This is a genomic window from Prevotella conceptionensis 9403948 (genome assembly GCF_000312305.1).
GTDB lineage: Bacteria > Bacteroidota > Bacteroidia > Bacteroidales > Bacteroidaceae > Prevotella > Prevotella conceptionensis.
In genome coordinates, this window is record NZ_HE999446.1 from 129726 (window position 1) to 140884 (window position 11159).

The 11159-nt window shown below is 48.4% G+C and carries 11 protein-coding genes; 5 read left to right on the forward strand and 6 right to left on the reverse strand.

All coding sequences use genetic code 11. From position 1 onward, the window contains the following. Positions 1–449: 449 nt before the first annotated feature. On the reverse strand, positions 450–2090 hold the full coding sequence (locus BN93_RS06765) for an RluA family pseudouridine synthase (protein WP_019187585.1): 1641 nt from the start codon (positions 2088–2090) through the stop codon (positions 450–452). A gap of 111 nt (positions 2091–2201) precedes the next feature. On the opposite strand from BN93_RS06765, the gene BN93_RS06770 reads away from it, so the two are divergent. From BN93_RS06770 to BN93_RS06780, 3 genes are all read left to right on the forward strand, one after another. Then, the gene (locus tag BN93_RS06770; protein WP_019187586.1) at positions 2202–3185 is read left to right on the forward strand and encodes a phosphodiester glycosidase family protein; all 984 of its coding nucleotides are present in this window, start codon (positions 2202–2204) and stop codon (positions 3183–3185) included. A gap of 145 nt (positions 3186–3330) precedes the next feature. Next, positions 3331–3675 carry a type II toxin-antitoxin system RelE/ParE family toxin gene (locus BN93_RS06775; protein WP_019187587.1) on the forward strand — a complete coding sequence of 115 codons (345 nt, stop codon included), beginning with the start codon at positions 3331–3333 and terminating at the stop codon, positions 3673–3675. 2 nt (positions 3676–3677) lie between these two features. Beyond that, the gene (locus tag BN93_RS06780; protein WP_019187588.1) at positions 3678–4010 is read left to right on the forward strand and encodes a helix-turn-helix domain-containing protein; all 333 of its coding nucleotides are present in this window, start codon (positions 3678–3680) and stop codon (positions 4008–4010) included. Between the two features lie 149 nt (positions 4011–4159). Here the strand turns inward: BN93_RS06780 and BN93_RS06785 are convergent, their stop codons facing one another. The 4 genes from BN93_RS06785 to ung (BN93_RS06800) form a co-directional block, all read right to left on the reverse strand. Continuing rightward, positions 4160–5179 (reverse strand): YeiH family protein, encoded by a 1020-nt coding sequence (locus BN93_RS06785; RefSeq protein ID WP_019187589.1) that lies wholly within the window; start codon positions 5177–5179, stop codon positions 4160–4162. A 252-nt stretch (positions 5180–5431) separates the two neighbouring features. Continuing rightward, a complete protein-coding gene (locus BN93_RS06790) occupies positions 5432–6043 on the reverse strand; it encodes a DUF3109 family protein (protein ID WP_019187590.1) in 612 nt (203 codons plus the stop codon). A gap of 3 nt (positions 6044–6046) precedes the next feature. After that, positions 6047–6712: a uracil-DNA glycosylase gene (gene ung / locus BN93_RS06795; protein ID WP_019187591.1), complete on the reverse strand. Its 666-nt coding sequence runs from the start codon at positions 6710–6712 to the stop codon at positions 6047–6049. Between the two features lie 1138 nt (positions 6713–7850). Continuing rightward, positions 7851–8534 (reverse strand): uracil-DNA glycosylase, encoded by a 684-nt coding sequence (gene ung / locus BN93_RS06800; protein ID WP_019187595.1) that lies wholly within the window; start codon positions 8532–8534, stop codon positions 7851–7853. A 214-nt stretch (positions 8535–8748) separates the two neighbouring features. Between ung (BN93_RS06800) and BN93_RS06805 the strand changes: the two genes are divergently transcribed. Continuing rightward, complete coding sequence (locus BN93_RS06805; protein WP_232211127.1) at positions 8749–9234, forward strand: hypothetical protein; 486 nt, start codon at positions 8749–8751, stop codon at positions 9232–9234. A 243-nt stretch (positions 9235–9477) separates the two neighbouring features. Here the strand turns inward: BN93_RS06805 and dusB are convergent, their stop codons facing one another. After that, on the reverse strand, positions 9478–10467 hold the full coding sequence (gene dusB / locus BN93_RS06810) for a tRNA dihydrouridine synthase DusB (RefSeq protein WP_019187597.1): 990 nt from the start codon (positions 10465–10467) through the stop codon (positions 9478–9480). Between the two features lie 164 nt (positions 10468–10631). Here dusB and BN93_RS06815 point away from each other — a divergent pair. Next, the coding region (locus BN93_RS06815) for a DUF2851 family protein (protein ID WP_044260153.1) at positions 10632–11159 on the forward strand (528 nt) is incomplete at its 3' end.

Below are 11159 nucleotides of genomic sequence, written 5' to 3' on the forward strand. Positions count from 1 at the left end.
ACTCGTCTACCACCGCGCCCGTGGGCAGACACACCTTATCGCAACGTGCCGTTAGCCATTGTTTACGTATCAGATACTCGCGGCTCAGCACCTGCCAAGCCATTTCGTTGCCTTCTTCGCGCGTCTTTTCGTTCGGCGCAAGGCTTCTCTTTTCTTCTTTCATATTTTTTGGAGTTATGAAGTTATGGAGTTAAGGAGTTATGGAGTTATGGAGTTATGGAGTTATGGAGTTAAGGAGTTAAGCCAAATGCTTGGTTGCAGAGTGGATGGCAATCCTTGTCAACTGGTCAACAGGTCTACTCATCAACTGGTCTACTCATCAACTGGTCAACTGGTCTACTCGTCAACTAGTCAACTAGTCAACTAGTCAACTGGTCTACTCGTTAACTGGTAAACTAACAAAGCATACCACTCCCCTCTCCCCTTGGAGAGGGGCTGGGGGTGAGGCTTTACTCTCCTCCCTCTTTGGAGAGGGGTTGTAGGTGAAACCGTTTATCATCTTCCACCCTCAATCCCAGCTTTTCAACCTCAATTACTTCGGCATGCAGGTACATGCGATCGGCCTTCCTACCATAAAGAGGGTCGCCAAGGATGGGCAAATTTAGTCCATCGGGGTGTGCGCAGTGTACACGAAGTTGATGCGTGCGGCCTGTTAGCGGATAAAGGGCCACGATGGTGCGCCCCATTTCGTGCCCAATCACCTCGTATCGCGTAACGGCTGGCTTGCCATTTAGCCAGTCTACCATCTGCCGCGGACGGTCTAAGTAGTTGCTATTCAAGGGCAGTGATATTTCGCCCCGCTGCTTTTCGGGCGACAACAAGCCATCTAGCACCGCCACATAGCGTTTCTTTACCTCGTGATTTTCAAAAGCCAACTGCAATGTTCGGTGCATTTCCTTGGTCTTTGCGATGAGCATCAGCCCCGATGTGTCTTGGTCTAGTCGATGAACAACAAGGGGCGAGTCGGCATCTGGGTAGCGTTCGCGCATCAATTGGGCAACCGATGTACCGCCATTTCTGCCTGGAACACTCAACATGCCATGCGGTTTGCACACCACCACCAAGCCGTCGTCTTCGTAAACCACACGTAGAGCTTCGCGGTCGATGGGCTTTTGCGGTACGCACTGCACCGCTAAGCCCTGCAACATAAAGCCTAATGTTGGCCCACATTTGCCCAAACAGGCAGGATAGAACGCCCCTTCGCGCCTTATTTCGGTTTTGGGCGACCGCCCCAACCAAAACTCGGCCATGCTAAGCGGACGATAACCCATAACGAAAGCATGCTGCAACAGCTTTGGCGCGCAACATTCGCCCGTGCCGGCAGGTGGTGTTCGTTGGGGCGTTGGGGCGAAAATGTCGAGCAAGTTGCGGCGTTCGCCGCGCGCATTAAACATCTCGAACTGTTGGAAAAGCCAACGTTGCAGCGCGTCTGATAGTCGTTTGCGCTTGGTTTTTAAGTCTGTCATCGCCTTTTCCTGCACATTCAGTTCGGCCTGCAAGCATTCAATTTGGGCCTTTATCCGCTGTTTCAACCTACGCAACTCCGCCTTCTGAAACTGACTTTCAGCCACCATCGCCGCTTGTTCTTCGGCTGTTGCGCCCCGTCTGCGCTTGTCTTCGCGTTCTTTTTTGGCCTCGGCCATCATCGTTCGGTAAGCATTCAACTCCGTTTCGGCCGTTTCTTGTTCGTTGGCAAGGCGCGTTTTCAGCTCGTTAAGCAGCGGGTTACGCTCCATTTCGCTTAGTTGTACGTTAATTTCGCTTATCTCGCGTTCGTGTATTTTGAAGTAACCATTGGGCTGCAAGTAGTCGAACACGGGCGGAACAAAGCCTTCCCACGTGGCCTTACCGCCTAATTGCCCCGAAAATGCGGCCAAATAGCCCAACTCTGTGCCGTGGTGTGTGGGGCGTTCAACCACCAATACGCCGAACATCTTGCCCTGTGCCACCTCTTCGCGCCACGTTTCGTGCTGCGCAACAAGTCCCTTTACCTGCTCGGCAGCCATTAAGCACAACGCATCAGGCTCGTAAAAGAAGGGGTTGTTCATCTTTTCGGGTCTCGGAAGAGTGGTATGTAGGGGATGGAACATGATGTGGCGGAATGGTAAATAGTGTGAAAACCCATTGCCGAGGCAGGGCTTGCTGTTGCAAAGTTAATCAAAAAAACGTACTTTTGCCCACATCGTAAAACGAAAAATGGAATGAAGACAGACATGCAAAAGATGCGCAACGGCGAACTTTATCGCTTTGATGGTGAAGAAAGCTCACCAATTTGCCCACCGCAACAACCACATCTGCCAACGATTAACAACCATATTATGCGAAATAAGTTTTTTATTGGTCTGCTTTTGGGGCTATTCCTGCCCCTCCACCTTGTGTCCCAAACTCGCGAAGACGTTGTGGCCATCAACACAGCGATGTGGGAAACGAAGAAGATAAGCGAGAATATAGAGGTGCGACAGATGCGTTGGCCCTTGCTATACGGCTGTGCCCAAACCGTTACTGTGGCCGAAATTACGCCCAAACGCGGCCTGGTATTCGACATTGCGGTTGCAGATGGCGGTGCCACAGTGGGCGAAATGGCGCGCCGCACCAAGGCTTTGGCAGCCATCAACGGTTCGTATTTCGACATACATAAGCGTTCGGCCATCACTTACTTACGCCAAGGTCGCACCGTTATCGACACAACAACTACGGCCGAACTGGCTCTTCGCGTAACGGGAGCTATCCGAACGCACGGCCGAAAGCTCCACATCATGCCCTGGAACAAGGCAATCGAGCAGCGTTACCGTTGTAGGCATGGGTCTACATTGGCCTCAGGGCACCTACTTCTCTATCGCGGCAAGGACGTTTCGTTGCGTAGCAGCAGCATGGGGTTCATCGTTAAAAAGCATCCACGCACGGCTATCGCCCTCACTTCGCGCGGAACGGTGCTTTTCGTCACCGTAGACGGACGGCATCCGGGTTATGCTGGCGGCATGAACCTTATCGAACTGCGCCACTTTTTGCAACAGTTGGGCTGCACCGATGCCCTTAATCTAGACGGCGGAGGTTCCACCACACTCTGGGCAAAAGGGTATAATGCCAATGGCATTGCCAACTATCCCTGCGACAATCGCAAGTTCGACCACGACGGAGAGCGCAAAGTAGCCAATGCGGTGGTGGTGATGAAGAGGGGGAAGTGATGAGAATAAAAACAAGAAAACAGCACTTAGGGCTAACATTATATATTGAAAGGGCAAAAGATAGGTTAACTAAAAGAAATAACACGCTGTTTGTTTCGTTAATAGGAAACAAACGTTTATCTTTGCATATATAAACCGAGGACACATGAGAAGACACAATATTGAAGTGGTTATGATGGAAGAAGCCTTAGCGTTTGTTCGTTCCACTCCACTAAAAGTGCAAGAGAAAATCATCTATAACTACCGCAAGATAGAGCAAGGGGTTATGGATACCGCACTTTTCAAGAAACTAGAAGGAACTCAAATATGGGAGTTCCGAACTCTATTTAATGGTAACTGCTACCGATTATTTTCTTTTTGGGACACGGAAACAGAGACTTTAATTATCGCCACACATGGTATAGTTAAGAAAACGCAGAAAACTCCCCCTAAGGAAATAGCCAAAGCAGAAGGGATTAGAAAACAATATTTTGAACAAAAACATAAGTAGACATGGCAAAGATGAACTTAACGCCACTCTCCGAACTGGTTGATGAGGTTTTTGGAAAAGAGGGAACGCCTAAACGCGATGCAATGGAAGAGCGATTGAAAGAAGAAACCCACGCATACTACGTGGGTGAGGCCATACGAAAAGCTCGTGTGGCCCAAAACCTAACACAAGACGAACTAGGCAAACGTATCGGTGTACAAAGGTCACAAATATGCAAATTGGAAAGTGGGAAGAGCGTTATTACCCTTCCTACAATGAGTCGTGTGTTTCAAGCATTGGGCATATCTACCGCCACTCTCGATTTAGGTGCGGCAGGTAAAATTAGCTTGTGGTAGCACAACATGCTTTGTTAGAATGAGTAAAAGTACGGAGATTACATTGTGCTTTAACCATTCTTTAACGCACATTGCCCACCATCTCACTCGTAAAAGCAGCCCCTTTCACCACCATCTACCCTTCTCTCCTCCTCAAAATCCCCTATCTTCTACAACGCCTTAGCAATAAGATAGCCGCCACCTAGCAACCAACAATATAGCAGGGCGGCAAGGAGGAAGGGTTTGGCACCAGCCTTTTTAAACTTATCGATGCTGGTTTCGGCACCCAAAGCGGTCATCGCCATTGTGAGAAGAAAGGTATCGAAGGTGTTAATGGCATCGTTAACAGCGGGAGAAAAGAGGTTTAGCGAGTTGAAACCGATAACCACCAAGAACAAAACGGCAAACCAAGGGATGGTTATCCCCTTGCGCTTTGTTTGCGTTTCGGCATCGCCCTGCTTGCCGTGTGCCACAAACCAACTCACCACAAGCAACACAGGAACCAACATCATCACCCTAATCATCTTTACAATGATGGCTATATCAGACACGCCTTTGCCCATTGCGTTGCCAGCACCCACCACATGAGCCACCTCGTGCACGGTGCTGCCCGTCATAATGCCCATCGATTGCGGCGAAAGGTCTAGCACACCATTGCGATAAAGCACGGGATATAGAAACATGGAGAGTGTTCCGAAGATAACAACAGTAGACACAGCCACGGCTGTTTTATAGGGTTTGGCATTGATTGCGCCCTCTGTTCCCAACACGGCAGCCGCCCCACAGATGCCTGCGCCCACCGAAATAAGCAGCGTTATGCTGCGGTCGAGTTTCAAAATTCGGCCGATAAGCAACCCTCCGCCAATGGTTACGCACACCACAATGGCGTCAACCACGACGGCAGACAGTCCTACGGCTGTTACATCTTGTAGCGTTAATCGGAAACCATACAGCACAATACCCACTCTAAGCACCCTTTTGGCACAGAAAGTGATGCCCGGAACCCACGTCGGCGGTAGGTTATTGCGCAGGCTGTTGGCATAAATCATGCCCAATACGATGCCGATAATCATCGGACTAATAGAAAGATGCTTAGCCCAAGCCATGTCGCCAAGATAGAAAGCGGCAAGCGAAAAGAGGGCAATAAGCAAGATGCCGTGCAGCATACTGCTGCGTTGTTCGTTTAACATTGTGTGATATTATATTTTTAAAAGCCTCACCCCCAACTACAACCGGCCTCACCCCCAACCCCTCAACAAAGAGGGAGGAGAGTAAAGCCTCACCCCCAACCCCTCTCCAAGGGGAGAGGGGAGTGGTATGCTTTGTTAGTTGACAAGGATTGTCGTCCACTCTGCAGCCAAGCATTTGGCTTAACTCCTTAACTCCATAACTCCTTAACTCCATATCTCCTTAACTCCTTAACTCCATAACTCCTTAACTCCTCAATATTCCTCCTCCCCTCCTTCTGCCATCAAGCTCTCGGCCACCTCGCACAATTCGGCGTACCATTCGCGCCCGAACCGCTCGGTTAACGGACCTTCCAAGAAACGATAGAGGGGCAGATTCAGTTCGCGACCCTTCTTTACGGCCGGTCTACACACATCCCAGCGGTGATAGTTAAGGCCAACAAGGTCGGCATCGAAACGCTTTTCGCGAATGGGATAGAGTGCACAGGATATGGGTTTACGAAACGAACAGAGCCCTGCTCGATGCGCCCGGTCGAACGTACAAAGGCAAAGCCCCTTGTCGTAACAAGTAAAAACACAGTCTTTGCCGTTAACGATACTCGTCACCAGGTCGCCCTCACGGTCGGTACAGGCCACGCCCTGCTTGTCGATAACGGCCTGTGCTTGTGCCGATAGGTCGGTCCACACGACGTCCAATGCGTCTTCCATAGCCGCAATTTCATCAAGTGTAACGGGTGCTCCAGCATCACCCTCGATACAACAAGCACCCTTGCAGGCGTCGAGGTCGCAACAAAAGCATTCGGTGATGAGGTCGGAGGAGATAAGTATGTTGCCCACTTGCATAATGGGCGGTATGTTGTTGTTCATTGTTTACCAGTTGATGGGCGTTTGTCCGCGCGAAGAAAGGTAGGCGTTGGCCTGCGAAAAGTGATGGTTGCCAAACCATCCGCCACGGTTGGCCGATAGTGGTGAGGGGTGAACCGATTGCAAGATGCAATGCTTACGGGCATCGATAAGCGCGGCCTTCGAGCGCGCATAACCACCCCAAAGAATAAAGACAAGTCCCTCGCGCCCTGCATTTAGCCGTGCTATGGCAGCATCGGTGAACGTTTCCCAGCCCTGCCGTTGGTGACTGGCAGCCTGATGCGCACGCACGGTGAGCGTGGCGTTAAGCAAAAGCACACCTTGCTCGGCCCAGCGCGTTAGGTTTCCGCTTGTGGGGATGGGCGTGCCAAGGTCGTTGTTTATCTCCTTAAAGATGTTTTGCAGCGAGGGCGGAAAAGGCACGCCATCGTTAACCGAAAAGCTTAAACCATGCGCTTGTCCGTCGTCGTGATAAGGGTCTTGCCCAATTATCACCACTTTCACCTTATCGAAAGGGCATAAGTTAAAGGCATTGAACACCAGTTGTGCAGGCGGAAAGCATTGATGCTGCTTGTATTCGGCATGCACAAAGGCAGACAAGGCCTTGAAATAAGGTTTCTCGAACTCGTCGGCCAATTGCTCTTTCCACGAAGATTCTATCTTTACATCCATGCTTATTGTTTGTTTTATCAGTTGACAAGTTGACGAGTTGACAAGTTAACAAGTTAACAAGTTGAACTGTTGAACTGTTTACAAGTTGACCTGTTAACAGCTAGACAAGGCAGTTTGCCTATCTTGCCATGAACTAGGACTTACCGAAAGCATCATTTTACGACATACAAAGGTATGAAAAAATGCCCATTTACACGTTAGCCTACACATGCTTATTTATCTACAAGCGGTCATTAAAACCAACTTTCTATCTTTTGTCGATGTCCAAGCAATGTTAAATCAAGTATTTATATTTTACAAAACACACCCTTCTCGCCCACCCATTCTAGCAAAAACAAACGCTCTTTAGCAGGCAAATTGCCGCTATTTTCCATCTTACACATCTTTTGTTTTGTCTATTTTTAGGGTCAGAACCTGCGTTTTGCACCATTTTACCTTTCTATTTTGGTTGCCAACGCATTATTTTTTGTGCCCAATTACACGCTTTTTGCCCCTAAAAACCCACTTTTTAACGGCTATTTTGCCCTTTTCGGCCATGTTTTTAATGGTTGTAAAAGGTTTATTTATACCAATTGCGGTGGATATTTATGCTTTTCGCCTTGCATTTAGTAGCATTTTACACTGCATTTAGCATCAAAACGCATTGCATTTAGCACCAAAACGCACGGCGTTTTGCACCATATTAGACTGCGTTTTGCACCAAAACGCATTACATTTAGCGGCAAAACGCACCACATTTAGCAGCAAATAGCCCCGAAACTGGTGCAAATGGCGTTTTTATTAAATAAAAATTCATTTCGCTGCATTGGCAAGCTAACCCCATTTTGCACCAAAACTAACCTCCACGAGAATCGATTATTTGCGGCAAGATGAGCGGTTGGTGGAGAAAAAGGGCACTCTTAGTGTTAAAATTCTCGCTGAAAAGCTTACAAAGATTGACGGATTAACGAGTTGACAAGTTAGTGGGCGTTAGCCTTTTCTCACCTTTTGCTAGTTGACGAGTTGACGAGTTAACCTGTTGACAAGTTGGTGGGCGTTAGCTATTTTTCAACCTTCTTAGTTGACTAGTTGACAAGTTAACGAGTTAACAAGTTGGTGGGCGTTAGCCATTTTTTCACCTTTAAAAGTCTTTTCACCTTTACAATTCTTTTGTTTCTTTCCAATTGATAGGCGTTTTGCCGCGTGAAGAAAGATACTCGTTAGCTTGCGAAAAGTGTTTTTTACCAAAACTACAACCAAAATTAACTGCCCGCGGCGAGGGATGAGCCGATGTTAAAACGAGATGCTTGTTAGAATCGATACACCTGCCTTTCTTGCGCGCCTTTACACCCCAAAGCATGAAAACAAGTCCTTCGCATTCATCATTCAACCGCTTAATAACAACATTGGTAAACCTTTCCCAACCTTTTCTCTGATGACTTGCTGGCTTATTTGCCTGCACAGTGAGTATAGAGTTGAGCAAAAGTACGCCCTGTTCGGCCCATCGTGTTAGGTTCCCACTGGTTGGAATGGACGTTTTGAAATCCTCGCTTATCTCCTTAAAGATGTTATTCAGCGATGGCGGAAAAGGCACACCATCTTTAACCGAAAAGCTTAAGCCATGCGCTTGCCCCTCACCTGGATAGGGGTCTTGCCCGATTATCACCACTTTTACCTTGTGGAAGGGACACAGATTAAAGGCATTAAATAAATCTTTTTCAAGTGGAAAGCATTTATTCTGCTTATACTCGCCATCTACAAAGTTAGACAATTCCTTGAAATAAGGCTCTTCAAACTCGTCGGCCAGTTGCTCTTTCCACGAAGATTCAATCTTTACGTTCATGTTTACAGTTTGTATTATCAGTTTACAAGTTGACCTATTAACAAGTAGATAAGGCCGTATGCTTATCTCGTTGTTGACCTGCACTTGTGAAAAACGTTGTTTATCGACATACAAAGGTATGAAAAAATGCGCATACTCACTTGCAAGTTTAGGTAAACAATGCTATATTTGCAACATTATCACGAATTATTTCAAACTTATATTACTCATGTTTATGAAAATATTAGCCTACGTGCTTTTCGCTTTCTCCGCCCTGTTGGCCTCGTGTCACCGCGCGCCCATTGTGGTTAATGCGGATGAAATAGCAGCCACCAAGCAGTTGAATGAGAAATATCACGACCTGATTGTGGGACATTGGCATCATTTCAGTCAGACAGAATTAACGGAAGTTACTCAAGAATTCGTCTTTAAAACCGACGGAACTTATACCGGACACATATTATATAGGTCACGCAAACAGGTGATGGTTGGCGGTAAACCCGTGCTAACCGACTGGACAAAGCAAATTGATGAAGATCTGGAAGGCCAATGGGGGCTGATGTATAGCAAAAGCCAAAGCCGAAATCTACTACACCTAAATAGCAAATCTCATTTCGTCAGGATGGGCGTTATAGAGTTTTTCAACGCCAACCAATCGAAACTAATCATCGAGTCGCCTCTCGCAATCGAAAGTGGACGTATTGAGTTCTCCCGCAAATAGGGCGCGAACACGCTTGGAGGGCTACAAGATGATGAGTAATCATCAAAACAAATTGGTTTTAGAAATTCGTCAATCAACAAAGACTTTACCATCAATCTGCCGGTACAAAACCACTAGTATTGCGGCTACAAGTTATCGGTAGTGTGGCTACAAACTATCGGTAGTGGCACTACCAGCCGTTAGTAGTGTCACTACAACTCGCTTGTAGCCGATAAGGGGGTTAATAGCGTATCATACAACAGTCTACTCCATCCCTCTTAACCGTTCGCGACAGCTCTCCAAGATAGCGATTAGCTCTTCTTGCTTGTCGGCACGCAACATCGCTATGCGCGTTTGCTTAAAATCGGGAATGCCCTTAAATATAGGACTTGCCGCCAGATGGCGGCGCGTGTGCAGTATGCCGCGATATTCGTCTATACGCTCAATGTTGATGCGCAGTTGTTCTTCCAGCAAGTCAATCTTTCGGTCGATGGTGAGCGAAGGGTCTTGGGGCAAGCCTTCAAGATGGTCTTTCATCTCCTTAAACACCCAAGGCCGACCGAATGTGGCACGCCCAACCATCACCGCATCAACGCCATAACGACTGAAAGCCTCTTTGGCTTGCTGCGGCGTACAAATGTCGCCGTTGCCGATAATGGGGATATGGATACGCGGATTGGCCTTCACTTCGCCGATATAACGCCAGTCGGCCTCGCCCGTATACATCTGCGAGCGCGTTCGGCCGTGTATTGTAAGGGCTGCTATGCCACAATCTTGCAGCTGTTCGGCCAACGTGGGGATGATAATTTCTTCGCAATCCCATCCCAATCGCGTTTTCACCGTTACGGGTGTACGCACCGCGCGCACCACCTGGCGTGTTATCTCCAACATCAGCGGCACATTTCTCAGCATGCCCGCACCAGCCCCTTTGCCTGCCACTTTCTTCACGGGGCAACCAAAGTTGATGTCAATCACATCGGGACGGCTTTGTTCCACAATGCGTGCAGCCTCAACCATCGACTCCACATCGCGCCCGTAGATTTGTATTCCCACAGGGCGTTCGTCGTCGCTGATGGTTAGTTTGCTCACGGTAGACTTCACCGAGCGCACCAATGCCTCGGCACTGACAAACTCGGTGTACACCATTGCCGCGCCAAAACGTTTGCAAAGCAGGCGAAACCCTATGTCGGTGACGTCTTCCATCGGGGCGAGGAAGAGCGGATGAGCATCAAACGATATGTTTCCTATTTTCATAAATGCAAAGGTACGAAGACTTAACCAATAAACAAAACATGCAGATAAGGGGGCGGCAGGCACGCAAACGAAATGCGGAGACTTGCATATTTCTTGACCAAAAAGGCCGTTTTTTCGTTTTTTCTTTATATTTTTGTGGCACGAACCCTTATATCGACATGCCCATGGAACAGCTATTGCACTATGTTTGGAAACACAAGCTATTCGCAACTGCACCTTTGAAAACAACCGAAGGCGTAGATGTGGAGGTGATTGACGTGGGATTGCACAACGACAACGCCGGCGCCGACTTCTTTAACGCCAAAGTTAAGCTTGGCGATACGCTCTGGGTGGGCAACGTAGAGATACACGACATGGCCTCGCAATGGTTTGAACATGGGCATCACAACGACCCGCGATATAATAATGTGGTGCTGCACGTGGTGGGAAAGGCCGACATGGAGTGCCTAACGCAAGACGGCAAGCAACTGCCACAAATGGAATTGGCCGTGCCCAAGGGCATTGCGGACCACTATGACGAGCTGTTGGCGGCCGATAAGTTTCCGCCTTGCCACCACATCATCCCCCAATTGCAGCGACTTACGCTGCACAGCTGGCTGGCCGCCCTACAAACAGAGCGGCTGGAAAGCAAAACCGAGGCGGTGGCACGGCGCGTTGAGCAGGCAAAGGGGTCATGGGAAGATGCTTTCTTC

Coding starts and splice junctions, on each gene's coding strand:
- BN93_RS06765 (WP_019187585.1), bottom strand. CDS start 2,090: ATGTTCCATCCCCTACATACCACTCTTCCGAGACCCGAAAAGATGAAC.
- BN93_RS06770 (WP_019187586.1), top strand. CDS start 2,202: ATGAAGACAGACATGCAAAAGATGCGCAACGGCGAACTTTATCGCTTT.
- BN93_RS06775 (WP_019187587.1), top strand. CDS start 3,331: ATGAGAAGACACAATATTGAAGTGGTTATGATGGAAGAAGCCTTAGCG.
- BN93_RS06780 (WP_019187588.1), top strand. CDS start 3,678: ATGGCAAAGATGAACTTAACGCCACTCTCCGAACTGGTTGATGAGGTT.
- BN93_RS06785 (WP_019187589.1), bottom strand. CDS start 5,179: ATGTTAAACGAACAACGCAGCAGTATGCTGCACGGCATCTTGCTTATT.
- BN93_RS06790 (WP_019187590.1), bottom strand. CDS start 6,043: ATGAACAACAACATACCGCCCATTATGCAAGTGGGCAACATACTTATC.
- ung (WP_019187591.1), bottom strand. CDS start 6,712: ATGGATGTAAAGATAGAATCTTCGTGGAAAGAGCAATTGGCCGACGAG.
- ung (WP_019187595.1), bottom strand. CDS start 8,534: ATGAACGTAAAGATTGAATCTTCGTGGAAAGAGCAACTGGCCGACGAG.
- BN93_RS06805 (WP_232211127.1), top strand. CDS start 8,749: ATGAAAATATTAGCCTACGTGCTTTTCGCTTTCTCCGCCCTGTTGGCC.
- dusB (WP_019187597.1), bottom strand. CDS start 10,467: ATGAAAATAGGAAACATATCGTTTGATGCTCATCCGCTCTTCCTCGCC.